A 24,746-nucleotide genomic window follows, 5' to 3' on the forward strand; every position below is an offset into this window, starting at 1 on the left:
GGTGGAAAACGCCGCAGGCTTTTCCACCATGAAACCGATCGGTAGATGGCTTCGGCCATCCACCCTACGCGAGACGACACCGATGAAGATTTCCCGCGCCGCCTACGCCGACATGTTCGGCCCCACCGTCGGAGACAAGGTACGCCTGGCCGACACCGACCTGTGGATCGAGGTCGAGCAGGACTTCACCACCTACGGCGAGGAAGTGAAATTCGGCGGCGGCAAGGTGATCCGCGACGGCATGGGCCAAGGCCAGCTGTGCGCGGCGGAGGTGGTCGATACGCTGATCACCAACGCACTGATCCTCGACCACTGGGGCATCGTCAAGGCTGACGTGGGCCTCAAGGACGGTCGGATCGCCGCCATCGGCAAGGCCGGCAATCCTGACATCCAGCCGGATGTGACCATCGCCATCGGCGCCAGCACCGAGGTCATCGCCGGTGAAGGCATGATTCTCACCGCCGGCGGGATCGACTCGCATATTCACTTCATCTGCCCGCAACAGATCGAAGAAGCCCTGATGAGCGGCGTGACCACCATGATCGGTGGCGGCACGGGCCCGGCCACCGGCACCAACGCCACCACGGTGACGCCCGGGCCTTGGCATATGGCGATGATGCTCAAGGCCGCCGACGCCTTCCCCATGAACATCGGCTTCACCGGCAAGGGCAATGCGTCGCTGCCCGAACCGCTGATCGAGCAGATCCGGGCCGGCGCCATCGGCCTCAAGCTCCACGAAGACTGGGGCACCACCCCGGCAGCCATCGACAACTGTCTGAGCGTGGCCGATGACTACGACGTGCAGGTGGCCATCCACACCGACACCCTGAACGAGTCCGGCTTCGTCGAAACGACCCTCGGGGCTTTCAAGGGGCGCACCATCCACACCTACCACACCGAGGGCGCAGGGGGCGGCCACGCGCCGGACATCATCAAAGCCTGCGGCTTCGCCAACGTGCTGCCCTCTTCGACCAACCCGACCCGGCCGTTTACCCGCAACACCATCGACGAACATCTGGACATGCTGATGGTTTGCCACCACCTGGACCCGAGCATTGCCGAGGACGTGGCTTTCGCCGAATCACGCATTCGCCGTGAAACCATTGCTGCCGAAGACATCCTGCACGACCTCGGTGCATTCTCCATGATCAGCTCCGACAGCCAGGCCATGGGCCGTGTCGGCGAAGTCATCACTCGCACCTGGCAGACCGCCGACAAGATGAAGAAACAGCGCGGCCCCCTGCCGGGAGACGGCGCCGGCAACGACAATTTCCGCGCCAAACGCTACGTCGCCAAATACACCATCAACCCGGCGATCACCCACGGCATCAGCCATGAAGTGGGTTCCCTGGAAGTAGGCAAATGGGCCGATTTGGTGCTCTGGCGCCCGGCCTTCTTTGGCGTAAAGCCTTCATTGATCCTCAAGGGCGGCGCTATTGCGGCGAGCCTGATGGGCGATGCCAATGCCTCGATCCCAACGCCTCAGCCGGTGCACTACCGGCCGATGTTCGCCAGTTTCGGCGGCTCGCTGCATGCGTCGAGCTTTACCTTCATCAGCCAGGCGGCGTTCGATGCCGGGGTGCCCGAGCAGTTGGGGCTGAAAAAGAAGATTGGTGTGGTAAAGGGCTGCCGCTCGGTGCAGAAGAAGGACCTGATCCATAACGACTACACGCCGACCATCGAAGTCGACCCGCAGAACTATCAGGTGCGCGCCGACGGCCAGCTGCTCTGGTGCGAGCCGGCCGAGGTGCTGCCGATGGCGCAGCGGTACTTTCTATTCTGACTATTGAGCGTCTGTTCCAGGTGCTTCGCCCTGCGCGTGATCCTGCGCGACGCAGGGCGTCATTGCCTCAGACGCGCTCCTTCAGCCCGGCGTACTCTTCCAGATAGGTCTTGGCCAGTTGCTCCTTCTGGTTGTCGTCGAGCAGCTTGCCCGCCATCTGGAAGAACTTGTGCTCCTCTTCCTCCAGATGGTGCTCAACGGTTTCGCAGAGCTTTTTCGCAAGTCGCAGCCAGGCCGAGCTGCTGAACTCCATCGACTCCAACTCCTCGACCATCTCATCCATCTCATGGTGCTCAGCGATAGCATGGCGCGACAGGTCCACCCCCAGGTCGTCCTGCATCAGCGGGACGTAGAAATGGCGCTCCTCAGCCGTTTCGTGGGCTAAAAGCTCGGTCTTGAACTGTTCGAAGATATCGCGGCGTTCCGCGGAATCGCCGGAGGTCTGCAGGAGCTTATCTGCCAGATCACGCTGGATTTCATGGCTTTGGCGCAGTGCTTCAAATATGGTCATCAGCCTTTCCCTGTTTCCGTTTTATGACCTGCGCTTGGACCTCACGCTGCGCTTTCAGTGCCACCCTGCATCTCAGCGTAGCTGGCTGTCCTTGCTGCCCCGACGGTTGTAGCCGGTAAAGCTCGCCTCCTGCCGATCCTGTTCGGTCTGACATTGCACGCACAGGCGCACGCCCGGCACCGCCTTGCGCCGCGCTTCAGGAATCGGCGCTTCACATTCTTCGCAATGCGTCAGGCTTTCACCTTGCGCCAGACGACTGCGGGCGCGCTGCACCGCATCTTCGATGGTGCTGTCGATCTGCTCTTGCACAGCACCTTCCTTCGCCCACCCTGTGGCCATTGCAACCTCCTGCCTTAAGGCAACTTACGGCTCAATAGGGTCTGTTGCCGTTTCAGCGCAACCCGCGATGAAGCGACGGCAGACCCTTGATTGGAACGACAGGACGCCTGGCCGTTCTCTTGCCGCTCGAAATTCACAACGCGGGCGCCAGGCAACACACGCACCAATGATAAGCACACCGCATGATGGCGCACCAAGAGGGGGCGACGGTCATGCGCGTTTATCGCTCACCAGACCTGCAAATCCGCTCGCACCGGTAACAGCCTTGGGTTGGCAAGGCCCTTGCTCTGCCTGTCCGCATCCTGAAAGCGGAAATCCCTATGCTGGTCATTCATCAACGTAGTACCTCTCAATCCGCTGGCGACGCCGAGCTGGAGCTGACCTACGAGGCGCGTAGCAAATCGCGCCTGCGTTGCTTCACCACCAGCGGCGAAGAAGTCGGCCTGTTTCTCGAACGCGGTCAGCCTCCCCTGCGAGACGGCGACACCCTGCTGGCCAATGACGGTCGCATCGTCATCGTGCGGGCTCGCGCGGAAAAACTGCTGCACGTCACCTGCGCCAACAGCTTCGAGCTGATGCGTGCGGCCTATCACCTGGGCAATCGCCACGTCGCCCTGCAACTAGGCGACGGCTGGCTGCGCCTGCTGGACGACTACGTGCTCAAGGACATGCTGCTGCAGCTCGGCGCCAGCGTCGAGACCATCGAAGCCGGTTTTCAGCCAGAGCATGGCGCCTATGGCGGTGGCCACCATCATTCACATGCCGGCGAGGCCGAATTCAGCTACGCGCCGCGCCTGCATCAGTTCGGTGCGCGCAAGTGAACCAGGCAGCCTTCGCCCTGCTGCGCCTGGCCAGCCCGCAACTGCCCATCGGCGGCTACAGCTATTCCCAAGGGCTGGAGATGGCAGTGGAGCGGGGGCTGGTTGGCGATGAAGCCAGTGCCCGGCGCTGGCTGGCCGACCAGATGCTGCTGAATCTGGCGCGTTTCGAAATGCCGTTGCTGCTGGCGCACTGCGAAGCCGCAGCCGCAGAAAACTGGACGGAGCTGCTGCGTCTGGTCGGCTGCCACCGCGCCAGTCGCGAGACGCGTGAACTGCACCTGGAAAACCGCCAGATGGGCTATTCGCTCCAACAGCTCCTGCAAAACCTGCCGGAGCTGGATAAAGACGCCCGTGACCTGTTCGACCGCATCGAAGAACCCGGCCTTGCCCTGGGCTGGGCGCTGGCAGCACGGGCATGGGCCATTGCACCGGCCGATGCTCTCGGCGCCTGGCTCTGGGCGTGGCTGGAAAACCAGCTGGCGGTGCTGATGAAGACCCTGCCACTGGGGCAGCAGGCTGCACAGCGGCTGACCTCCGAACTCCTGCCGACACTGCAGCGGGCCCAGCGCGAGGCACAGGCCCTCAGCCCGCAACACTGGGGCAGCGCCCCCTTCGGCCTGGCGCTGACCAGCATGGCCCACGAGCGCCAGTACAGCCGGCTGTTCAGATCATGAGCCTCTGCTCCCTCTTTCGTATCAATCAAGGCGAGCGCACCGCCTTACACAGGAGAACACCATGAATACCCAACCCCTGCGCGTCGGCATCGGCGGCCCGGTCGGCTCCGGCAAGACCGCGCTAACCCTCGCGCTCTGCCTGGCCCTGCGTGAGCGCTACAACCTGGCCGTGGTGACCAACGATATCTACACCCAGGAAGATGCCCAGTTTCTGGTACGCAACGAGGCTCTGGCCCCCGAGCGCATCATCGGTGTGGAAACCGGCGGCTGTCCGCACACGGCGATCCGCGAAGACGCCTCCATCAATCTGGAAGCCGTGGAACAGCTCAATCGCCGCTTTCCCGGGCTGGACCTGATCATCGTCGAGTCCGGCGGCGACAACCTGTCGGCCACCTTCAGTCCCGAACTGTCCGACCTGACCCTCTACGTGATCGACGTTTCCGCCGGCGACAAGCTGCCGCGCAAGGGCGGTCCTGGAATCTGCAAGTCCGACCTGCTGGTGATCAACAAGATCGACCTGGCACCCATGGTCGGCGCCTCGCTGGAAGTGATGGAGCGCGATACTCGCAAGATGCGCGGCGACAAGCCCTTCGTATTCAGCAACCAGAAGGTCGGCCAGGGCCTGGACGAGATCATCGCCTTCATCGAGACACAGGGAATGCTGCGCGCTGCCTGATACCGCCATTCAATACAGGAGATCCACTGATGAACCTTCGCACGCCTCTCGCCGTAACGACTCTGCTGCTCGCACCGGCCCTGGCCTTCGCTCACCCGGGCCACGAGCATTCCGGCCTGGTGTCCGGTATCGCGCACCCGGTCCTCGGACTGGACCATCTGCTGGCCATGCTGGCCGTCGGGCTGTGGGCAGCTCAGCAACAAGGCAGCGCACGCCTGGCCCTGCCACTGAGCTTCGTAGCGGCCATGCTGCTCGGCAGCCTGCTGGGCTTTGCCGGCATCGAGCTGCCTCTCATGGAAACGGGCATTGCCGGTTCGGTGCTGGCGCTCGGCCTGCTGGTCGCCCTCGCGGTACGCCCGGTGCTGCCGCTGGCACTGGGCCTGACCACGCTGTTTGCCCTCGCCCATGGCATGGCCCACGGACTGGAACTGCCCGACCTCGCCAGCCCCTGGGCCTATGCCGCCGGCTTTATTCTCGCCACCGCCGCCCTGCATGCAGCCGGCTACGGCCTGGCGCGCAGCCTGCCACTTGCCGCCGCATCGCTGGTTCGTGTCGCCGGTCTCGTCTCGGCCGTGGCCGGTGCGTGGATGCTGGCAAGCTAAGTCACACCTAACCCCTCCCGCCTCTGCTCGCGCACCATGAGCGAGCAGAGCGCTGCTCCAGGACGGTTTCGCCGCCCTATTTTCTTCCCTTTCCCGTGTGCCGCTCCTCGCACCGCACTCGCCAAATCCCTCTCAAACCCTTGCCCCACAAGGCTTCCAGCAAATTGGCACGGATGCTGCCATTAGTCCTGGCGTCCCGATGGACCAACTCATTGCTACTACGGACAGCCAAGGAGCCGCCCACCATGAAACGTCGTCCCCTACTGAAGTCCAGCCTCGCTGCCAGCGCCCTGATGCTGACCGGCCTGTTCCCCTTCACGCTACAGGCCGCCGAGACCATCAAGGTCGGCATCCTGCATTCGCTGTCCGGCACCATGGCCATCTCCGAGACGTCGCTCAAGGACATGGCGCTGATGACCATCGACGAGATCAACGCCAAGGGTGGCGTGCTCGGCAAGCAGCTCGAGCCGGTGGTGGTCGATCCGGCCTCCAACTGGCCGCTGTTCGCCGAACGCGGCCGTCAGCTGCTAACCCAGGACAAGGTGGCTGTGACCTTCGGTTGCTGGACCTCGGTGTCGCGTAAATCCGTGCTGCCGGTCTACGAAGAGCTGAACGGCCTGCTGTTCTACCCCGTGCAGTACGAAGGCGAGGAGCTGTCGCCCAACGTCTTCTACACCGGCGCCGCGCCAAACCAGCAGGCCATCCCGGCAGTGGAATACCTGATGAGCGAGGACGGCGGCAGCGCCGAGCGCTTCTTCCTGCTGGGCACCGACTACGTCTACCCACGCACCACCAACAAGATCCTGCGCGCCTTCCTGATCAGCAAGGGCGTGCCGGAATCCAGCATCGAAGAGGTGTACACGCCGTTCGGCCACAGCGACTACCAGACCATCGTTGCCGACATCAAAAAATTCTCCGCCGGCGGCAAGACCGCCGTGGTCTCGACCATCAACGGCGACTCCAACGTGCCCTTCTACAAGGAACTGGCCAACCAGGGCCTGGACGCCACCGAAGTGCCTGTGGTGGCCTTCTCCGTGGGTGAAGAAGAGCTGCGCGGCATCGACACCAAGCCGCTGGTGGGCCACCTGGCCGCCTGGAACTACTTCCAGTCGGTGGAGAACCCGGTCAACACCGAGTTCGTCAGCAAGTGGAAGGCCTACGCCAAGGCCAAGAACCTGCCGGGCGCCGACAAGGTGGTGACCAACGACCCGATGGAAGCCACCTACGTTGGTATCCACATGTGGGCACAGGCGGTCGAGCAGGCCGGCACCACCGAGGTCGACAAGGTCCGCGAAGCCATCTACGGCCAGACCTTCGCCGCGCCGAGCGGTTACACCCTGACCATGGACAAGACCAACCACCACCTGCACAAGCCGGTGATGATCGGAGAGGTCCAGGAGGACGGCCAGTTCTCTGTGGTCTGGGAGACCGAGAGCCCGGTCCGCGCCCAACCGTGGAGCCCCTACATCCCGGGCAATGACGCCAAGCCGGACTACGCGGTGAAGTCGAACTGATCGTAACGGTTGCGGTGGATGGGTAAAGCGTCATCCACCCTGCGCTAACTCGACCTTTCATAGGGTGGATCGGGACGCGGAGTCGACGCTTTTTTCATCCACCTTTTCACACCGCAAGCTCCGTCAAGAGAGCACGCGGCCCTCACATGGGAATGTACAGATGACCACTGCCCTGCACCGAATATTGCTGCTACTTCTTTTCGCACTTCCTTGGGCCGCCCATGCGGGAGACGCGGCTGACTTCGCCCAGGCGAGCCCGGCCAAACAGGCGAAACTGCTGGAAGACTGGGCCGCCGCACCCGCACCGCAACGCCTGCCCTTGCTCGAAGCGCTGCGCGCCAACCGCGTCGTCATCGACCAGAACAAGACGCCCTTTACCAAAGACAACAGCGACTATCGCTCTCTTGAAGACACTGCCGAACCCGTCGGCACGCCGAAGGCCCTGCGCCTGAATAACCGTTTGCGCGGTTTGCTGAATACAGCTCTGGCCAGTCACCAGTTGTTCGCCGACAACCCCGCCGAACGCCTTGAGGCTGCCCGGCGCCTGCAGCGCAGTGCCTCGGCCGAACAGCTGACGCTGCTGGAGCAACGCCTGGAAGCCGAAGAAGACACAGCTGTCAGCGAAGCACTGACCCTGGCACTGGCCAGCCTGCAGCTGACCGCGAGCGATCCGGCCATCCGCCTGGCGGCGGTGCGTCTGCTCGGCGAAACCGGCGCCCCCATGGCCCGTGTTCGCCTGGAGAACCTGCTGGCCAGCGAAAACGAAACCGATGCGCAGGTGCGCGAGGCCGCCGAAACCAGCCTCACGCAGATCAAGCGCAAGCTGCTCTTTGGCGAACTGCTCGGCCAGGCCTTCAGCGGCCTGTCGCTGGGCTCTATCCTGCTGCTGGCCGCCCTCGGCCTGGCCATCACCTTCGGCCTGCTGGGCGTGATCAACATGGCCCACGGCGAGATGCTGATGCTTGGCGCCTACACCACCTACATGGTGCAGGTGCTGATGGCACGGCTGGCCCCCGAAGCGCTGGCGTTTTACCCGCTGGTGGCTTTGCCCGTGGCCTTTCTCGTCACAGCAGCCATCGGCATGGCGCTGGAGCGCACGGTAATCCGCCATCTCTACGGCCGCCCGCTGGAAACCCTGCTGGCCACCTGGGGTATCAGCCTCATCCTGATCCAGCTGGTTCGCGTGACCTTCGGCGCGCAGAACGTGGAAGTGGCCAACCCCGCCTGGCTGTCCGGCGGCTGGCAGGTGCTGCCCAACCTGGTGCTGCCCTATAACCGCATGGTGATCATTGGCTTCGCGCTGTTCGTGGTGCTACTGACCTGGCTGCTGCTGAACAAGACGCGCCTGGGCCTGAACGTGCGCGCCGTCACCCAGAACCGCAACATGGCCGCCTGCTGCGGCGTGCCGACCGGCCGGGTGGACATGCTCGCATTCGGCCTGGGCTCGGGCATTGCCGGCCTGGGCGGCGTGGCCCTGAGCCAGATCGGCAACGTCGGCCCCGACCTCGGCCAGAGCTACATCATCGACTCCTTCCTGGTGGTGGTGCTCGGCGGTGTCGGTCAACTGGCCGGCAGTATCTTCGCGGCCTTCGGCCTCGGCATTGCCAACAAGATTCTCGAACCGCAGATCGGCGCCGTACTGGGCAAGATCCTGATCTTGGCCTTGATCATCCTTTTCATCCAGAAGCGTCCGCAGGGACTCTTCGCCCTCAAGGGGAGGGTCATCGATTGAACCAGCCACTTACCATCACCGCTGCGCAAAAAGCCGGCCCGAAAGTCACTGTCGTCATCCTCGGCGTGGTGCTGGCCGTCCTTGTCGCCCTGCCGCTGCTACACCTGCTGCCGGCGGACAATGCCCTGCATGTTTCGGCCTATACGCTGACACTGGTAGGCAAGATCCTCTGCTACGCCATCGTCGCCCTGGCGCTGGATCTGGTCTGGGGTTATGCCGGGCTGCTGTCGCTGGGTCACGGCCTGTTCTTCGCCCTCGGCGGCTACGCCATGGGCATGTACCTGATGCGCCAGTCGGCCGGCGACAGCCTGCCCGCGTTCATGAGCTTCCTCGCCTGGAACGAGCTGCCCTGGTACTGGTACGGCACGTCCAGCTTCCTCTGGGCGCTGTGCCTGGTGGTGCTGGTGCCGGGTCTGCTGGCGTTCGTGTTCGGTTTCTTCGCCTTCCGCTCGCGGATCAAGGGCGTGTACTTCTCGATCATGACCCAGGCGCTGACCTTCGCCGGCATGCTGTTGTTCTTCCGTAACGAGACCGGGTTCGGTGGCAACAACGGCTTCACCGACTTCAAGACCATCCTCGGCTTTTCCATCTCCGCACCGGCGACCCGCGCCGCGCTGTTCCTCGCTACCGTGGCGCTGCTGGTGGGCAGCCTGTACCTCGGCTGGTGTCTGGCACGCAGCAAGTTCGGCCGGGTGCTGACCGCCCTGCGCGATGCGGAAAACCGCCTGATGTTCTGCGGCTACGATCCGCGTGGCTACAAGCTGTTCATCTGGACGCTGTCCGCCGTGCTCTGCGGCCTGGCCGGCGCGCTTTACGTGCCACAGGTGGGAATCATCAACCCCAGCGAGATGGCACCCACCCAGTCCATCGAGGCCGCAGTCTGGGTCGCCTTGGGCGGGCGCGGCACGCTGATCGGGCCGCTGCTGGGCGCCGGTCTGGTCAACGGCATGAAAAGCTGGTTCACCGTGGCCTTCCCCGAGTACTGGCTGTTCGCGCTCGGTGCACTGTTCATCGTTGTCACCCTGTACCTGCCCAAGGGTGTGATCGGCCTGCTGCGCAAGGAGAAAGAACAATGAACGCTGCCACCTACCAGGCCGATCTGCCGCTGGACAAGGGCCAGGTGATCGGCAAGACCGTCAACGTACGGCACGGCACCATCCTTACCCTCGAAGGCATCAACGTCAGCTTCGACGGCTTTCGCGCCCTGACCGATCTGAACCTCTACATCGGTGCTGGTGAACTGCGCTGCATCATCGGCCCCAACGGCGCCGGCAAGACCACCATGATGGACGTGATCACCGGCAAGACCCGACCCGACACCGGCAAAGCGTGGTTCGGCGAACAGTACGACCTGACGCGCATGAGCGAAGTCGAGATCGCCCAGGCCGGGATCGGGCGCAAGTTCCAGAAACCGACGGTGTTCGAAGCCCTCTCGGTGTTCGATAACCTGGAGCTGGCGCAGAAGACCGACAAATCGGTGTGGGCCAGCCTGAAGGCCAGGCTCTCCGGCGAGCAGAAAGACCACATCGCCGAAGTGCTGACCACCATCCGCCTGGAAAACTCACGGCATCGCCCAGCGGGGCTGCTTTCCCACGGCCAGAAGCAGTTCCTGGAGATCGGCATGCTGCTGGTGCAGCAGCCCCATCTGCTGCTGCTCGACGAGCCGGTGGCCGGCATGACCGACGCCGAAACCGAATTCACCGCCGAGCTGTTCAAGTCGCTGGCCCGCAAGCATTCGCTGGTGGTGGTGGAACACGACATGGGCTTCGTCGGCTCCATTGCCGACCACGTCACCGTGCTGCACCAGGGCAGCGTGCTGGCCGAAGGATCGCTGGAGAAGGTCCAGGCCGATGAACGGGTGATCGAAGTGTATCTGGGGCGTTGAGCCCGAGGGGGATGGCTTCGGCCATCCACCCTACCCAGCCGAACACAGGGTGGGAAACGCCGCAGGCTTATCCACCGAAAAAGGCGCCCACCGAGAATCAGAAGGACATTCCCATGCTGCAAGTCCAGCAACTGCATCAGTACTACAGCGGTAGCCATATCCTGCGCGGCCTGTCGTTCGAGGCGAAGATCGGCGAAGTGACCTGCCTGCTCGGGCGCAACGGCGTGGGTAAAACCACATTGCTCAAGTGCCTGATGGGCCTGATCCCCGCCAAGGAAGGCAGCGTTAGCTGGGAAGGCAAGCCAATCACGACGCTGAAGCCGCACCAGCGCGTGCACGCCGGCATCGCCTACGTGCCCCAGGGTCGGGATGTCTTCGGTCGGCTGACCGTGGAAGAAAACCTGCTGATGGGCCTGTCGCGCTTCAGTGCGCGCGAAGCACGCGAGGTACCGTCATTCATCTACGAGCTGTTCCCCGTGCTGGAGCAAATGAAACACCGTCGCGGTGGCGACCTTTCCGGCGGCCAGCAGCAACAGCTGGCCATTGGCCGTGCGCTGGCCAGCCGCCCACGCCTGCTGATCCTCGACGAGCCCACCGAAGGCATCCAGCCCTCGGTCATCAAGGAGATCGGCGCGGTGATCAAGAAGCTTGCCGAACGCGGCGACATGGCCATCCTGCTGGTGGAACAGTTCTATGACTTCGCCGCAGAGCTGGCGGACCAGTACCTGGTGATGAGCCGTGGCGAAGTGATCCAGCAGGGCCTCGGTCGGAATATGGAAGCCGAGGGCGTACGCGGGCTGGTCGCCATCTGAGGCCCCCTTCGCAAGATCGACTCCAACGCGCTGCTGTCAGAACGGATAACGCCTGCCGGAAGTCTGCCCCGATCGATTCATGGGCCACCGGCAGGCCTTCGTCCATCTGACGGAAAGCCCCATGAACGAGGCTCCACCTCACCACGCCACGCTGGCGCAAGACTGGTTCGCTCGCCGCGGCTGGCAGCCCTTTCCCTTCCAGCAGGAAGTTTGGCAAGCGGTAAGCCAGGGCGAATCCGGGCTGCTGCATGCCACTACTGGCTCGGGCAAGACATACGCGGTCTGGCTCGGCGCCATGCAACGCTTCGCCAGCCACAGCACCGGTAACGACAAGCCTGCCCCGTTGACGGTGCTCTGGATTACGCCCATGCGGGCCCTGGCCGCCGACACCGCGCGCGCGTTGCAGGCGCCAGTGGATGAGCTGGGTATCAATTGCAGCATCGGCCTGCGCACCGGTGATACCGGCAGTGCCGAGCGGGCACGTCAGGGACGGCGCTTGCCCAGTGCACTGGTGACCACGCCGGAAAGTCTGACGCTGTTGCTGACCCGAGCGGACGCGCAGCAGGCCTTCGGCCAGTTGCGCATGGTCATCGTCGATGAATGGCACGAGCTGTTGGGCAACAAGCGCGGCGTGCAACTGCAGCTGGCGCTGGCACGGCTTCGTCACTGGATGCCGGAGCTGATCGTCTGGGGGTTGTCCGCCACGCTGGGCAACCTGGAGCATGCGCGGGATGTGCTGCTGTACCCGGCCAAGGGCCGGCTGGTGCAAGGCCGTATCGACAAGCCGTTGGTCGTCGACAGCCTCCTGCCGCCCAGCATCGAGCGATTCCCCTGGGCTGGCCATCTTGGGCTGCGCATGCTGCCGCAGGTGGTCGAGGAAATTGAATCGGCAGCCACCTCGCTGGTATTCACCAATACCCGTTCCCAGGCCGAACGCTGGTATCAGGCGCTGCTCGAAGCTCGACCGGACTGGGCCGGGCTGATCGCGCTGCATCACGGCTCGCTGGCGCGCGAGGTGCGCGACTGGGTCGAACTGGGGCTGAAACAGGGTGCGCTGAAAGCGGTGGTCTGCACCTCCAGCCTGGATCTGGGCGTGGACTTTCTGCCGGTGGAACGGGTGCTGCAGATCGGCTCGCCCAAGGGCGTCGCACGGCTGATGCAACGTGCCGGCCGCTCCGGCCACGCGCCAGGGCGTACTTCCCGAGTGACACTGGTCCCAACCCACAGCCTGGAGGTGATCGAGGCCGCGGCTGCTCAGGTAGCCGTTGCCGAGCGGCGTGTCGAGGCCCGTGAGGCGCCGCAGCAACCATTGGATGTGCTGGTCCAGCACCTGGTCAGCATGGCCCTGAGCGGTGGCTTTCGCCCGCCGGAGCTGCTTGCCGAAATCCGCCAGACCTGGTCCTATCGCGACCTCTCCGAGAACCAATGGCAATGGGCGCTGGCCTTCGTCCGCCACGGCGGCGAGTCGCTTACCGCCTACCCGGACTATCAGCGCGTCGAACCCGACGAGAACGGCTTATGGAAAGTGCCCAGCCGCCGCGTTGCGATGCGCCACCGCATGATTATCGGCACCATCGTCAGCGATGCCAGCCTGACGGTGAAGTTCTGGGCCAGAGGGGGCAGCGGGCGCTCGCTGGGTTCCGTGGAAGAGGGCTTTATTGCGCGGCTGCGGCCCGGTGACTGCTTTCTTTTTGCCGGACGCCTGCTGGAGCTGGTGCGGGTGGAGAACATGACCGTCTACGTCAACCGCGCTACCAGCAAGAAGGCCGCAGTTCCACGCTGGAATGGCGGACGCATGCCGCTATCCAGCGAACTTGCCGATGCGGTGGTGGAGCAATTGGGCGCTGCCTCCCGAGGCCACTTCGACAGCGCCGAGCTGCGCCTGGTGCAACCACTGCTGCAGGTGCAGATGAGCTGGTCGGCCCTGCCCAGCGAAACCACATTGCTGGCCGAAGTGATGAAGTCCCGCGAGGGCTGGCACCTGTTCCTCTACCCCTTCGCCGGCCGCCACGTACATCTGGGGTTGGCCAGCCTGCTGGCCTGGCGCATGGGCCAGCACCAGCCGCTGACCTTTTCCATCGCGGTAAACGACTACGGCCTGGAACTGCTATCGGCAACCGAAGTGGACTGGCTGAGCTGGCTTACGACCGACCTGTTCAGTGCGGACAACCTGCTGCACGACGTGCTGGCCAGCCTCAATGCCGGTGAGCTGGCGCGACGACGCTTTCGCGAAATCGCCCGTATCGCCGGGTTGGTATTTTCCGGCTATCCCGGTGCGCAGAAAAGCGCACGGCAGCTGCAAGCCTCCAGCGGTTTGTTCTTCGATGTCTTCCGCCAATACGACCCGGCCAACCTGTTGTTGACCCAGGCCGAAGAAGAAGTACTGCGGCAGGAGCTGGAGGTCGGCCGGCTGGAGCAGACCTTGGCGCGCCTGCAACGGCGGCAGCTGGACGTCCACCAGGTCAAACGCACCGCTCCACTTGCCTTTCCGCTGATGGTGGAACGCTTTCGCGAAAGCATGAGCTCGGAGAGGCTCGCCGACCGTATCCGGCGCATGGTCGCCGAGCTGGACAAGGCCGCCGGCCCTGGCGGCTATCAGCCCGAACGGAACGCTGCCATCGCCGTCGAAAAGGAAACCCGCCCGGCACGCAAACCCCGCCCGCGCAAGGACGGCACACCGAAGCCACGAAAAGAGACGGGCCGTTGAACAAGCCAGACGCCCAGCCCCGGTAGGAGCGAGCTTGCTCGCAAAGCTTTTGCAACTCAGGCGTGGTATCTGTGGCCAGCCTTGTTCGCGGGCATGGCCCGCTACTACACAAGTATGGTGCCTCGATTTTGGCTCCATACGAATTGGAGGCCGGCCAGTTGCTTAACCCAGAATGATGATGACTCCTCACCTCTCCATCGAACTGAAACAAACCGAGCTCTGGCTACTCGCCGAAAAGGCCATCTACTGGCCGGCCCAGCGGGCGCTGCTGGTCGCCGATATTCATTTCGGCAAGGCCGCTGCCTATCGCCGACTTGGCCAGCCGGTGCCAAAGGGAACCACCCAGGCGAATCTGCAGCGCCTCGATGGACTGTTGGAACAGTACCCCAGCCAGCGCCTGATCTTCCTCGGAGATTTTCTCCATGCACCGGAATCCCAGACGACTGCGACCCACGAACAGTTGCTCGCCTGGCGCGCCCGAAATCCACAGTTGGAAGTTATCCTGATACGCGGCAACCACGACCGGCGTGCAGGCGATCCACCCGTGGAATTGGGCATCAGGGTGGTCTCCGAACCATTGCTGCTCGGCCCCTTCGCGCTGCAGCACGAACCCGAACCGCACCCAACACATCACGTTTTGGCCGGCCATCTACACCCGGCCTTTCGCCTGCACGGACGCGGCCGGCAGCGCCTGCGCCTGCCCTGCTTCTGTATTGGCGAGCGGGTCAGCCTGCTGCCGGCCTTCGGCAGCTTCACCGGGATGATGGATATAGAGGCTGACTCCGCCCAGCGTGTTTATGTGACAGGTCAGGGTGGTATCTGGCAGGTACGCTGAGGGCGTATTGGACTGGTTCGACTCAGGCTTCGGAAATGCCCGTAATGGTAATGCCGTAGCGCTCGGCCAACCGGGTTGCAGGCGTACTTTCCAGATCGGGGTCATGCTCGTGTTCCACATCCCCTTCACCAAATTCGCGGCGTGCCATTTGAGTTACCAGCTCTACCGCCTCATCGATATCCGGCTGATGGTCAGACTCGGTTTTCAAGGTCGCTGTATTACCGTCTTTGTTGTAAGCGATGATCCAGGTGGTCATGGGCAGCCCCTCTCTAAAAAGCGCCTTCGGACGGAAACAGTCCGCCGACTTCGACGTCTACCTGTTAGAGGCTCGGTCGCTCGTTTCAGTTCGGTGGCCCGGTTTACATCTCCCTTCCGTCGAGCTGAATGAACAGCCCTAATAGGCTAGGGTCATTCAGCCAAGCAGTTCGACGATGTTCGGCTGACGAAACCACGGCGTTTTCCTGATCTGGCTGCGCTGCAGCAACGAGCCGCCGTGCCCGACACCTACATTCGGAGAATGAGCCATGCGCATGTTCGTTTCTGAATCGAATCTGTTCCGCGACCGTGCCCATGCCGGCCAGGAGCTGGCCAAAGCCCTGCTGCACCTGAAAAGCGAACAGCCAGTGGTACTTGCCCTCCCGCGTGGTGGAGTGCCGATTGCTTTCGAAGCAGCCACCCTGCTCACCGCCCCCCTGGATGTTGTGCTGGTGCGCAAGATCGGCGCGCCGGGCGACGAGGAGCTGGCCCTGGGCGCAGTGATCGACGGCGCCAACCCGCAAACGGTAATCAACCAGGCCTTGCTGCAACAGATTAATCCGCCGCCGGGCTGGTTCGAGGAAGAAATGCAGCGCCAGTTGGCCGAGCTGGAGCGGCGACGCCAGCATTATTGCGGTGATCGACCGGCACCTTCACTGGCCGGCCGCTGCGTGATCGTCATAGACGACGGTATCGCCACCGGCGCGACCATGCGGGCAGCATTGAAGGGCCTGCATCAGGCCCAACCAAGGCGGATCGTGCTGGCAGTCCCCGTGGGCCCGCGTGATGTCATCGAGGCTTTGCAAAACGATGTGGACGAGCTGATCTGTCTGGCCATGCCCGAGCCATTTATTGGCGTCGGCCGGCATTACGAGAATTTCGAACAGACCAGTGACGAGGAAGTGATAGAGCTGCTGCGACGAGCCGAGAGCTCCGCCATAGGCGATGCTTCTTTGTAGGAGCGAGCTTGCTTGCGATCAGAAGCGCTCAGATCGCGAGCAAGCTCGCTGCCACACCCAATCAGGCCACCGGCGCGGGCGGCGGTTGATCCGGCACCGTTGGCACGCCCGGCTCGGCGGGCTGGTCTGGCACGCCGGGTTCTTCCGGGTCACCCGGCACGCCATTGGCCTGCAGGCTAATTCTGTCGAGTATCTCGGAATGACGGCTAAAAGCATTCCCCATGTCGTTGACCCTCCACTGCTGAATCGGGATCCAACCGGATTCGACCCGGTCAGGCCTATCTGTAGAGGCCCAGCGTCGGGCTTTCTATCCGTCCTTCCGTCGGCGACTCACCACATCAGGTCATCGGGGATCTGGTAGGCCGCGTAGGGATCGTCAGCGTCCGGCGCTTCGGTCTGGGTGTTGAGCTGGACAATACGACGCGGATCGCGCTCCTGAATCTTCAGCGCGGCCTCACGCGGAATCACCTCGTAACCACCTCCGTGGCGGACGATGGCCAGCGAGCCGCTGGAGAGCTTGTCGCGCATCAGCTTGTTCACCGACAGGCGCTTGACCTTCTTGTCGTCGACGAAGTTGTAGTAATCGTCGGTGGTCAACTTCGGCAAACGGCTGGTTTCGATCAGTTGTTTGATCTGTGCGGCGCGCGCCTTCTGCTCAGCCTTTTCCTGCTGCTGACGGTTGAGTTCCTGATCACGTGCCAGCTTCTCGGCCTGCGCCTTGAGGGCCGCTTCGCGCTGCGAATCATCCTTTTCGGCCTGGCCCTTGTTCACCAGACGCTGCTGTTTCTTTTGTTGCTTGCCGGCCTGTTTGACCTGCTTCTCATTGACCAGCCCGGCTTTGAGCAGCTGATCGCGAAGGGAAAGACTCATGTGTCGGTTCGTCTCTTCATCAAATGGGCGTAGGGTGGATCACGCTTTATCGATCCACCGGGTGGTGCTTCACCGAGCGGATGGTGGTGGATGTAAAAAGCGACATCCACCCTGCTCGCTCGTCTTTCGGGAATTGTCGTGGATGTGCAAGGCAACATCCACCCTCCGGGGTTCAGCGCGCTAGCTGCAGGAAGGCGACTGTTCGGCTTTCTTGGCCGCATCCCAAAGCGCATCAAGCTCTTCGAGGTCGCAGGCTTCGATAGGCCGCCCGGCGTCGCGCAGGGCCTGCTCGATGTAACGGAAGCGTCGTTCGAACTTGCGGTTGGCTGCGCGCAGGGCGTTTTCCGGGTCGACTTTCAGATGCCTGGCCAAATTGACCGTGACGAACAGCAGGTCCCCAATTTCCTCGGCGATGGCCTGCTCATCGTTCTCACTCATGGCCACCAGCACTTCATCCAGCTCCTCGCGCACCTTGTCGACCACAGGCAAGGCCTCCGGCCAGTCGAAACCAACCTGGGCGGTGCGCTTCTGCAGCTTCACCGCGCGACTCAGCGCCGGCAGTGCCGAAGGCACGTCATCGAGCAGCGACAACTGTTCCGGCGCGGCGGCCTTCTCGGCACGCTCCTCGGCCTTGATCTCTTCCCAGCGACGCTTGACCGCCGCTTCGTCGAGGCGCGGAATATCGGTCGAGCCATACAGGTCGCCGTCGGGAAAGACATGGGGATGCCGACGCACCAGCTTGCGGGTAATGCTATCCACCACCTGGGCAAATTCGAAGCGCCCCTCCTCCCGCGCCAGCTGGCTGTAGTACACCACCTGAAACAGCAGATCGCCCAGCTCTCCCGGCAGATGCTCGAAATCACCGTTCTCGATGGCATCCGCCACCTCGTAGGCCTCTTCGATGGTATGCGGGACGATGCTGGCGTAATCCTGCTGCAGGTCCCAGGGGCAACCATGCTGCGGGTCACGCAGCCGCGCCATCAGGTGCAGGAGGTCGTTGAGTTGGTACATGGGATTCCTCGGACCGGGGCAATCGTAACGGCGTTCCGGTGGATGTAAAAAGCGACATCCACCCTATAAATCAGGCGTTCTGTGCAAATGCCTGACCGTCGCGAGCGATGGCCAGACAAGGCGAAAGGCAGTATGGCCGAGCGCAGCAGGTCAGGAGGCGCGCTGGCGCTTGGCCTCGATAATATTCGGCAACTGCGAGATCCGGCTTAGAAGCCGCCCGAGCGCGTTCAGCCCAGGAATTTCGATGGTCAGCAACATCTGCGCGGTGCTGTCTTCCTTGTTGGATCGGGTGTTGGTCGAGAGGACGTTGATCCGCTCGTTGAGCAGCACCTGGGAGATGTCACGCAGCAGCCCGGCGCGGTCGTAGGCGCGGATGACGATATCCACCGGATAGGTTTTCTCCGGAATCGGACCCCAGCTGACCTGAATAATCCGCTCCGGCTCGCGGCCCTCAAGCTGCAGTACCGATGCGCAATCCTGGCGGTGGATACTGACACCACGGCCAACGGTGATGTAGCCCACGATAGGGTCACCCGGCAGCGGCTGGCAGCAACCGGCCATCTGCGTCAGCAGGTTGCCGACACCCTGAATCTGCACGTCGCCGCGCTTGCCCGGCTTGTAGGGCGTTGAGCGCCGGGGAATCAGTTCCAGCTGATCGTAGCCGCGTTCCGGCTCCACCAGTTGCTGCGCCAGATTGACCAGATAGGCCAGACGCAGGTCGCCGGCACCCAGGGCGGCGAACATGTCTTCGGCGACTTTCAGGTTGGCCTTTTCCGCCAGCTTGTCGAAATCCACCGGAGGCAGGTCCAGACGTGCCAGCTCGCGCTCGAGCATCGCCTTGCCGGCGGCGACGTTCTGATCGCGGGCCTGCAGCTTGAACCAGTGGACGATCTTCGCCCGCGAGCGCGAGCTGGTGATATAGCCCAGGTTGGGGTTCAGCCAGTCACGGCTCGGCGAGCCCTGCTTGCTGGTGATGATTTCTACCTGCTCGCCGGTCTGCAGCGTGTAGTTGAGCGGCACGATGCGCCCGTTGACCTTGGCGCCCCGGCAGTTGTGGCCGATCTCGGTATGCACGCGATAGGCAAAATCCAGCGGCGTGGCGCCCTTGGGCAAATCGATGGCATGGCCGTCGGGGGTAAAGACGTAGACCCGGTCCGGCTCGATATCAACGCGCAGCTGATCGGCCAGCCCGCCGATGTCGCCCAGTTCCTCGTGCCATTCAAGCACCTGGCGTAGCCAGGCGATCTTTTCTTCGTAATGATCGGAGCCGGAGTTGACGTCGGTGCCCTTGTAGCGCCAGTGCGCGCAGACGCCCAGCTCGGCTTCCTCGTGCATGGCCTTGGTGCGAATCTGCACTTCCAGCACCTTGCCCTCAGGGCCGATCACGGCGGTGTGCAGCGAGCGGTAGCCGTTTTCCTTGGGGTTGGCGATGTAATCGTCGAACTCTTTGGGGATGTGCCGCCATAGCGTATGCACGATGCCCAGCGCGGTATAGCAATCACGCACTTGGGGCACCAGGACGCGCACCGCACGGACGTCGTAGATCTGGCTGAACTGCAGGCCTTTCTTCTGCATCTTTCGCCAGATGGAATAGATATGTTTGGCACGCCCGTCGATCTCGGGTTCGATTCCGGCTGCGGTCAGCTCGTCCTGCAGCTGTTGCACCACGTTGTCGATGTACTGCTCGCGATCCACGCGCCGCTCATGCAGCAACTGCGCGATCTGCTTGTACTGCTCAGGCTCGAGGTAGCGGAAGGACAGGTCCTCCAGCTCCCACTTGATATGGCCGATGCCCAGCCGATGGGCCAGCGGCGCGTAGATATCGAATACCTCGCGGGCGACGCGGTGGCGCTTATCGTCATCGGCGTTCTTCACCGCCCGGATGGCGCAAGTGCGCTCGGCCAGCTTGATCAGCGCGACGCGCACGTCATCGACCATGGCCACCAGCATCTTGCGCAGGTTTTCCACCTGGGTCTTGGGGCCGAGCACCAGCGACTCGCGAGGGTTCAGACTGGTGCTGATCGCCGCCATGCGCAGCACCCCGGCTATAAGCTTGGCGACCACCGGGCCGAATTGACGATGCACATCGGCCAGCTGGATCTTGCCCTCGCGCACGCCGCGATAGATGACGCCGGCCACCAGACTTTCCTGATCAAGCTTGAGGTCGGCAAGAATCAGGGCGATTTCAAGCCCGGTCTGGTAGCTGGACGTGCCTTCGCTCCACAGGTTCTGTGCCGCGTTGGCCTGCTGTTCGGCCTCACGGGCGTAGTCGCAGGCTTTCTTGAGTGCGTCACGGTCGAGCGCCGGGAGCATGCCCTGCACATGATCGAGCCAGCTTTCGAGATTGATGCTGCCGTCGGTATTGATCGGCTGAAGCGCTCTGACCTGAACCATTGTTATCTTCCCTCTATGCAATTACTGCATCTACTGCATCGAACACGCCAGCTTTAAAGCGGAATCGTTACTACCCAGGCTTGGTAAAAAACGCCATGGCCTCTACGTGTGCCGTCTGCGGAAACATGTCCAGCACGCCGACCTTTTCCAGCTGATAACCCTGACGAACCAGCTCGGCCGCATCTCGTGCCAACGTTGCAGGGTTGCACGAAACATAGGCCACGCGCCGTGCGCCTAAAGTCGACATTTGCCCGACCAGCTCGTATGCACCATCACGCGGTGGGTCCAGCAGTACCGCGGCAAAACCGCCCCTGGCCCATTCGGCCTGTACCAGCGGCTTCGACAGATCGGCCTGATAAAAGTGCGCTGTCCCAAGGCCATTACGCACCGCATTGGTGCGGGCTCGCTCGACCATTTCCGCAACACCTTCGACCGCAACAACGTCGGCGCCAAGGCGGGCCAGCGGCAGAGCAAAATTTCCCAGTCCGCAGAATAGATCCAGCACGCGCTCGCCGCCCTGTGGCGCCAGCCAAGCCAGGGCCTGGGCGATCATCGCCTCGTTGACCGGAGCGTTGACCTGAACGAAGTCACCCGGCCGCCACTCCAGCTCCAGGTCCCACGTAGGCAGCCGGTAGCCCAGCGCCGTATCCGGCTCCAACGGCTGAGGTTGCCCATCGCCCTGCAACCAAAGCTGAACGCCCTGCTCCCGCGCGAAGATCGCCAGTCGCTCCCGGTCCGCATCGGCCAGCGCTGCCGTATGCCGAATCAGCACGGCCTCGGCAAAGCCGCTGAACAACTCCACATGGCCCAGCACCTGAGGTTTTTCCAGTTCGTGCAGAGTCTTCAACAAGCCCGGCAGCAGCGTTTGCAAAGGCTGTACCAGCACCAGGCATTCCTGGATCGAAACGATGTCCTGGCTGGCTGCGGCCCGAAAGCCTACGTCCAGCCGGCGTGCAGCAACATTCCAGCGCACCGCCAGCCGAGCGCGCCGACGATAACCAAACTCCGGGCCAGTCAGCGCCGGTGCCCAGCTCTTCGGCTGCAGCCCTTGCCGCGAGAGCTGATCGGCCAAGCTGCGCTCCTTGAGTGCCAGCTGATCTTCAGCCGGCAGGTGCTGCAGATTGCAGCCGCCACAGGTGCGAGCATGAGCACAGGGCTCGATACGGCGCTGCTCGCTGGCAATCAGGACCCGCTCGCTGCGCGCCTCGACCACCTTGCTGCGCGCCACCAGCACGCGCGCCTCGATCTCTTCGCCAGGCAAGGCGCCCTCGACGAACCAGGTCCGCCCTTCAATAAAGGCAATGCCACGCCCGTCGTTGGCCAAACGCTCGATACGCAAGCGCTGTTTCTTGCCCACCGGAATCTGTGCTTTCTTCTCGCCCCCGCTGGGCTGAAAGCGCAGGCCACCACCGTTTCGGGCCATCAGTGGCTCCAACCGATCAAAATCGGATCGCTCATTTGGGTTCGTCGTAAACGCCGGTGGACAGATAACGATCGCCCCGGTCGCAAATGATGGCAACGATCACCGCATTTTCGACTTCCTGCGACAGACGCAACGCCGCAGCCACCGCCCCGCCCGAGGACACGCCGCAGAAGATGCCTTCTTCGCGAGCCAGGCGGCGCATCACATGCTCGGCCTCGGCCTGGGACATATCCACCACCCGGTCCACCCGCTCGGCCTGATAGATCTTCGGCAGGTATTCCTGCGGCCAGCGGCGAATACCCGGGATGGCCGAGCCTTCCATGGGTTGCAAGCCAACGATCTGCACCTGGGGGTTCTGCTCCTTGAGGTAGCGCGACACGCCCATGATGGTGCCGGTGGTACCCATGGAGCTGACGAAATGGGTGATGCCGCCGCCGGTCTGCTGCCAGATTTCCGGGCCGGTGCTGCTGTAGTGGGCCTCGGGGTTGTCACCATTGGCGAACTGGTCGAGTACCCTGCCACGGCCTTCGGCCTGCATCTTCAGCGCCAGGTCACGGGCACCTTCCATGCCCTCTTCCTTGCTCACCAGAATCAGCTCGGCACCATAGGCGGTCATTGCCGCCTTGCGCTCGGCGCTGGAGTTATCCGGCATGATCAGGATGAACTTGTAGCCCTTGATCGCCGCGGCCATGGCCAGGGCGATGCCGGTATTGCCCGAAGTCGCTTCGATCAGCGTATCGCCAGGCTTGATGTCGCCACGGGCCTCGGCGCGGGCAATCATCGACAGCGCCGGACGGTCCTTGACCGAGCCGGCGGGGTTGTTGCCTTCGAGCTTGACCAGCAGCGTGTTGCTGGTTTCACCCGGCAGACGTTGCAGGCGAACCAGCGGAGTGTTGCCGACGCAATCGGCAATGGTCGGGTACTGAATAGTCATGGTGTGGTAGAACCGCACGGCGTGAAAAGGCGCACATGATACCGGCAACGCTCGACCACGTGCAGAGCGCAATCTGCTGGTACGCGCTTCGGCCTATCGTCTATTTGGTCCGGAACGTTCGTTAAGCAGGCTTTTCTGTAAGCTGTCGGCAAAGCTTATGGTCAACGAGTGAATTCCATGTTCAACGCACGCATTGCCCTTCTTTCAAGCCTGCTGCTGATGGGCCTAAGCGCCTGCCACGCGCCAGAGCACCAGGCTGAATATGCGCAGATTGCCCCCGAAGCTGCCAGCGGCCTGACCACCAAGCCCGGCTGGGCCGTTGAGCGTTTTGCTGTAGCGGCCGCCAACCCGCTGGCCACTGAAGCCGGCTATCAGATTCTCAAGGCCGGCGGCAGTGCACTGGATGCTGCCATCGCCGTGCAGATGGTGCTGACCCTGGTCGAGCCGCAATCAAGCGGGATTGGCGGTGGCGCCTACCTGCTGCACTGGGATGGCGAGCGAGTCGCCGCGTTTGATGGCCGTGAAACGGCGCCGGCCGGCGTGGATGAAAATCTGTTCCTCAACGCCGATGGCGCACCGATGGACTTCCTTCAGGCCGTGGTCGGTGGCCGCTCAGTGGGTGTGCCCGGCGTGCTGAAAATGCTCGAACAGGCCCATCAGGAATACGGCAAACTGCCCTGGAAAGACTTGTTCCAGAGCGCCATTGCCCTTGCCGAAGATGGCTTCGAGGTCAGCCCACGCCTGCATGCCCTGCTCGCGCGTGACCCGGCCCTGCGGGACAATCAGCAGGCAGCCGCCTTCTATTACCAGGAGGACGGTTCTCCCCTACCGGTCGGCCACCGCCTGCGCAATCCGGCCCTCGGCGCGCTACTGCGCGAAGTGGCTGAGCACGGCAGCAAGGCCTTTTATGGAGGGCGTAACGCCGAAACCATGATCAAGCAGGTCAGAGGGCACTCAAGCAATCCCGGCTACCTGACTCTCGCCGACCTTGATGGCTACCAACCCCGCCAACTCGAAGCCATGTGCACCCTCTGGCAGCAACGCTACCGCGTCTGCGGCTTCCCACCGCCTTCCTCGGGGCATATTACCCAGATGCAGATCCTGGGAATGCTGGAGAACTTGCCACCCGTACCGGCGCTGGAACAGGGCGTCCCTTCCGCTGATTTCCTGCATCGCTACACCGAGGCGGCGCGCCTGGCCTATGCCGATCGTGCGCAGTACCTGGCCGACCCGGATTTCGTACCGGCGCCCGGCGGCACCTGGAACAGCCTGCTCGCCCCGGCTTACCTGAAACAGCGTGCCGCGATGATCGGCGAACGCAGCATGGGCACGGCCGAAGCGGGCAATCCTGGTTCCATGTCCGTCGCCTTCGCGGCGCAACCCGCACAGCCCGAGTACGGCACCAGCCATATCAGCATCGTCGATGCTGAAGGCAATGCACTGGCGATGACCTCCAGCATCGAACAGGCATTCGGCTCGCGAATGCTCAACGATGGAGGCACCGGTCTGCCCGGCGGCTACCTGTTGAACAACGAGCTCACCGATTTCTCCTTTACCCCCAAAGATGCCGAAGGGCGCCCGGTGGCAAATCGCGTCGAGGCGAACAAGCGCCCACGTTCGAGCATGAACCCGACACTGGTTTTCGATGCCGAGGATAACCGCCTGCTGGCCAGCATCGGCTCACCCGGCGGCTCGGCGATCATTCACTTCACCGCCAAGACCCTGCTCGGCCTTTACGACTGGGAACTGGATGCGCAACGGGCCATCGACCTGCCGAACTTCGGCAGCTTCAACGGGCCAACAGTGCTGGAAGCCGGACGCTTCCCGGCGGGCACCCGCAAAGCGCTCGAAGCCCGCGGTCACGAGGTAAGGGAGTCGGCGCTGACCAGCGGCCTGCAGGCGATTCAGCGCACCGAGAGCGGCTGGTTCGGCGGCGCCGACCCGCGCCGTGAAGGCGTAGTGATGGGAGAGTAAGGGCCGCACTCATGCAAGAGCATGGGTGCTAGCAG

General features: G+C 63.1%; 23 protein-coding genes. 14 read left to right on the plus strand and 9 right to left on the minus strand.

Translation table 11 applies throughout. The features are described 5' to 3' along the window. The first annotated feature begins 82 nt into the window (after positions 1-82). Entirely contained in the window at positions 83-1,783 is a 1,701-nt protein-coding gene (ureC, locus tag BN1079_RS05030; RefSeq protein WP_037022793.1) for an urease subunit alpha, read from the plus strand. A gap of 67 nt (positions 1,784-1,850) precedes the next feature. Here ureC and BN1079_RS05035 read toward each other — a convergent pair whose 3' ends face one another. After that, complete coding sequence (locus BN1079_RS05035) at positions 1,851-2,294, minus strand: hemerythrin domain-containing protein (RefSeq protein WP_037022794.1); 444 nt, start codon at positions 2,292-2,294, stop codon at positions 1,851-1,853. A gap of 72 nt (positions 2,295-2,366) precedes the next feature. Continuing rightward, a complete protein-coding gene (locus BN1079_RS05040; protein ID WP_037022795.1) occupies positions 2,367-2,633 on the minus strand; it encodes a DksA/TraR family C4-type zinc finger protein in 267 nt (88 codons plus the stop codon). A 320-nt stretch (positions 2,634-2,953) separates the two neighbouring features. Between BN1079_RS05040 and ureE the strand changes: the two genes are divergently transcribed. From ureE to pdeM, 11 genes are all read left to right on the plus strand, one after another. Beyond that, complete coding sequence (ureE, locus tag BN1079_RS05045; protein ID WP_037022796.1) at positions 2,954-3,454, plus strand: urease accessory protein UreE; 501 nt, start codon at positions 2,954-2,956, stop codon at positions 3,452-3,454. After that, positions 3,451-4,128, plus strand: a complete 678-nt coding sequence (locus BN1079_RS05050) for an urease accessory protein UreF (RefSeq protein WP_037022797.1) — start codon at positions 3,451-3,453, stop codon at positions 4,126-4,128. Before ureE ends, BN1079_RS05050 begins: the two co-directional genes overlap by 4 nt. A gap of 61 nt (positions 4,129-4,189) precedes the next feature. After that, positions 4,190-4,804, plus strand: a complete 615-nt coding sequence (ureG, locus tag BN1079_RS05055; protein WP_037022798.1) for an urease accessory protein UreG — start codon at positions 4,190-4,192, stop codon at positions 4,802-4,804. 29 nt (positions 4,805-4,833) lie between these two features. Further along, positions 4,834-5,406 (plus strand): HupE/UreJ family protein, encoded by a 573-nt coding sequence (locus BN1079_RS05060; RefSeq protein WP_037022799.1) that lies wholly within the window; start codon positions 4,834-4,836, stop codon positions 5,404-5,406. A 245-nt stretch (positions 5,407-5,651) separates the two neighbouring features. Further along, positions 5,652-6,920 carry an urea ABC transporter substrate-binding protein gene (gene urtA, locus BN1079_RS05065; protein ID WP_037022800.1) on the plus strand — a complete coding sequence of 423 codons (1,269 nt, stop codon included), beginning with the start codon at positions 5,652-5,654 and terminating at the stop codon, positions 6,918-6,920. A gap of 160 nt (positions 6,921-7,080) precedes the next feature. Then, positions 7,081-8,652, plus strand: coding sequence for an urea ABC transporter permease subunit UrtB (urtB, locus tag BN1079_RS05070; protein WP_037022801.1), 1,572 nt, complete (start codon positions 7,081-7,083; stop codon positions 8,650-8,652). Beyond that, positions 8,649-9,728, plus strand: coding sequence for an urea ABC transporter permease subunit UrtC (gene urtC / locus BN1079_RS05075; protein ID WP_037022803.1), 1,080 nt, complete (start codon positions 8,649-8,651; stop codon positions 9,726-9,728). The genes urtB and urtC overlap by 4 nt, the downstream gene beginning before the upstream one ends. Then, on the plus strand, positions 9,725-10,537 hold the full coding sequence (gene urtD, locus BN1079_RS05080; RefSeq protein ID WP_037022804.1) for an urea ABC transporter ATP-binding protein UrtD: 813 nt from the start codon (positions 9,725-9,727) through the stop codon (positions 10,535-10,537). Before urtC ends, urtD begins: the two co-directional genes overlap by 4 nt. A 113-nt stretch (positions 10,538-10,650) precedes the next feature. Next, entirely contained in the window at positions 10,651-11,349 is a 699-nt protein-coding gene (gene urtE, locus BN1079_RS05085) for an urea ABC transporter ATP-binding subunit UrtE (RefSeq protein WP_037022805.1), read from the plus strand. Between the two features lie 121 nt (positions 11,350-11,470). Beyond that, positions 11,471-14,056 carry a ligase-associated DNA damage response DEXH box helicase gene (locus BN1079_RS05090; RefSeq protein ID WP_037022806.1) on the plus strand — a complete coding sequence of 862 codons (2,586 nt, stop codon included), beginning with the start codon at positions 11,471-11,473 and terminating at the stop codon, positions 14,054-14,056. Positions 14,057-14,234: 178 nt separating this feature from the next. Next, positions 14,235-14,891: a ligase-associated DNA damage response endonuclease PdeM gene (gene pdeM, locus BN1079_RS05095; RefSeq protein WP_037026627.1), complete on the plus strand. Its 657-nt coding sequence runs from the start codon at positions 14,235-14,237 to the stop codon at positions 14,889-14,891. A gap of 22 nt (positions 14,892-14,913) precedes the next feature. Here the strand turns inward: pdeM and BN1079_RS05100 are convergent, their stop codons facing one another. Next, complete coding sequence (locus tag BN1079_RS05100) at positions 14,914-15,147, minus strand: hypothetical protein (protein ID WP_037022807.1); 234 nt, start codon at positions 15,145-15,147, stop codon at positions 14,914-14,916. 268 nt (positions 15,148-15,415) lie between these two features. On the opposite strand from BN1079_RS05100, the gene BN1079_RS05105 reads away from it, so the two are divergent. Beyond that, positions 15,416-16,105: a phosphoribosyltransferase gene (locus tag BN1079_RS05105; protein ID WP_037022808.1), complete on the plus strand. Its 690-nt coding sequence runs from the start codon at positions 15,416-15,418 to the stop codon at positions 16,103-16,105. Positions 16,106-16,166: 61 nt separating this feature from the next. Here BN1079_RS05105 and BN1079_RS17690 read toward each other — a convergent pair whose 3' ends face one another. From BN1079_RS17690 to cysM, 6 genes are all read right to left on the minus strand, one after another. Next, positions 16,167-16,328: a hypothetical protein gene (locus BN1079_RS17690; protein WP_171819285.1), complete on the minus strand. Its 162-nt coding sequence runs from the start codon at positions 16,326-16,328 to the stop codon at positions 16,167-16,169. 107 nt (positions 16,329-16,435) lie between these two features. Next, the gene (locus BN1079_RS05110; RefSeq protein ID WP_037022809.1) at positions 16,436-16,975 is read right to left on the minus strand and encodes a DUF2058 domain-containing protein; all 540 of its coding nucleotides are present in this window, start codon (positions 16,973-16,975) and stop codon (positions 16,436-16,438) included. 180 nt (positions 16,976-17,155) lie between these two features. Beyond that, positions 17,156-17,986 carry a nucleoside triphosphate pyrophosphohydrolase gene (gene mazG / locus BN1079_RS05115; protein WP_037022811.1) on the minus strand — a complete coding sequence of 277 codons (831 nt, stop codon included), beginning with the start codon at positions 17,984-17,986 and terminating at the stop codon, positions 17,156-17,158. 150 nt (positions 17,987-18,136) lie between these two features. Continuing rightward, positions 18,137-20,380: a GTP diphosphokinase gene (gene relA, locus BN1079_RS05120; protein ID WP_037022812.1), complete on the minus strand. Its 2,244-nt coding sequence runs from the start codon at positions 20,378-20,380 to the stop codon at positions 18,137-18,139. Positions 20,381-20,450: 70 nt separating this feature from the next. Further along, positions 20,451-21,803 (minus strand): 23S rRNA (uracil(1939)-C(5))-methyltransferase RlmD, encoded by a 1,353-nt coding sequence (gene rlmD / locus BN1079_RS05125; protein WP_037022813.1) that lies wholly within the window; start codon positions 21,801-21,803, stop codon positions 20,451-20,453. A 31-nt stretch (positions 21,804-21,834) separates the two neighbouring features. Further along, positions 21,835-22,737 carry a cysteine synthase CysM gene (gene cysM, locus BN1079_RS05130; RefSeq protein ID WP_037022814.1) on the minus strand — a complete coding sequence of 301 codons (903 nt, stop codon included), beginning with the start codon at positions 22,735-22,737 and terminating at the stop codon, positions 21,835-21,837. Between the two features lie 177 nt (positions 22,738-22,914). Here cysM and BN1079_RS05135 point away from each other — a divergent pair, with 177 nt between their 5' ends. Beyond that, complete coding sequence (locus BN1079_RS05135) at positions 22,915-24,711, plus strand: gamma-glutamyltransferase family protein (protein ID WP_037022816.1); 1,797 nt, start codon at positions 22,915-22,917, stop codon at positions 24,709-24,711. The last annotated feature ends 35 nt before the right edge of the window (positions 24,712-24,746 follow it).

Source organism: Pseudomonas saudiphocaensis (assembly GCF_000756775.1).
Classification (GTDB): Bacteria; Pseudomonadota; Gammaproteobacteria; order Pseudomonadales; family Pseudomonadaceae; genus Stutzerimonas; species Stutzerimonas saudiphocaensis.

Coding starts and splice junctions, on each gene's coding strand:
- ureC (WP_037022793.1), top strand. CDS start 83: ATGAAGATTTCCCGCGCCGCCTACGCCGACATGTTCGGCCCCACCGTC.
- BN1079_RS05035 (WP_037022794.1), bottom strand. CDS start 2,294: ATGACCATATTTGAAGCACTGCGCCAAAGCCATGAAATCCAGCGTGAT.
- BN1079_RS05040 (WP_037022795.1), bottom strand. CDS start 2,633: ATGGCCACAGGGTGGGCGAAGGAAGGTGCTGTGCAAGAGCAGATCGAC.
- ureE (WP_037022796.1), top strand. CDS start 2,954: ATGCTGGTCATTCATCAACGTAGTACCTCTCAATCCGCTGGCGACGCC.
- ureG (WP_037022798.1), top strand. CDS start 4,190: ATGAATACCCAACCCCTGCGCGTCGGCATCGGCGGCCCGGTCGGCTCC.
- BN1079_RS05060 (WP_037022799.1), top strand. CDS start 4,834: ATGAACCTTCGCACGCCTCTCGCCGTAACGACTCTGCTGCTCGCACCG.
- urtA (WP_037022800.1), top strand. CDS start 5,652: ATGAAACGTCGTCCCCTACTGAAGTCCAGCCTCGCTGCCAGCGCCCTG.
- urtB (WP_037022801.1), top strand. CDS start 7,081: ATGACCACTGCCCTGCACCGAATATTGCTGCTACTTCTTTTCGCACTT.
- urtD (WP_037022804.1), top strand. CDS start 9,725: ATGAACGCTGCCACCTACCAGGCCGATCTGCCGCTGGACAAGGGCCAG.
- urtE (WP_037022805.1), top strand. CDS start 10,651: ATGCTGCAAGTCCAGCAACTGCATCAGTACTACAGCGGTAGCCATATC.
- BN1079_RS05090 (WP_037022806.1), top strand. CDS start 11,471: ATGAACGAGGCTCCACCTCACCACGCCACGCTGGCGCAAGACTGGTTC.
- pdeM (WP_037026627.1), top strand. CDS start 14,235: ATGACTCCTCACCTCTCCATCGAACTGAAACAAACCGAGCTCTGGCTA.
- BN1079_RS05100 (WP_037022807.1), bottom strand. CDS start 15,147: ATGACCACCTGGATCATCGCTTACAACAAAGACGGTAATACAGCGACC.
- BN1079_RS05105 (WP_037022808.1), top strand. CDS start 15,416: ATGCGCATGTTCGTTTCTGAATCGAATCTGTTCCGCGACCGTGCCCAT.
- BN1079_RS17690 (WP_171819285.1), bottom strand. CDS start 16,328: ATGGGGAATGCTTTTAGCCGTCATTCCGAGATACTCGACAGAATTAGC.
- BN1079_RS05110 (WP_037022809.1), bottom strand. CDS start 16,975: ATGAGTCTTTCCCTTCGCGATCAGCTGCTCAAAGCCGGGCTGGTCAAT.
- mazG (WP_037022811.1), bottom strand. CDS start 17,986: ATGTACCAACTCAACGACCTCCTGCACCTGATGGCGCGGCTGCGTGAC.
- relA (WP_037022812.1), bottom strand. CDS start 20,380: ATGGTTCAGGTCAGAGCGCTTCAGCCGATCAATACCGACGGCAGCATC.
- rlmD (WP_037022813.1), bottom strand. CDS start 21,803: ATGGCCCGAAACGGTGGTGGCCTGCGCTTTCAGCCCAGCGGGGGCGAG.
- cysM (WP_037022814.1), bottom strand. CDS start 22,737: ATGACTATTCAGTACCCGACCATTGCCGATTGCGTCGGCAACACTCCG.
- BN1079_RS05135 (WP_037022816.1), top strand. CDS start 22,915: ATGTTCAACGCACGCATTGCCCTTCTTTCAAGCCTGCTGCTGATGGGC.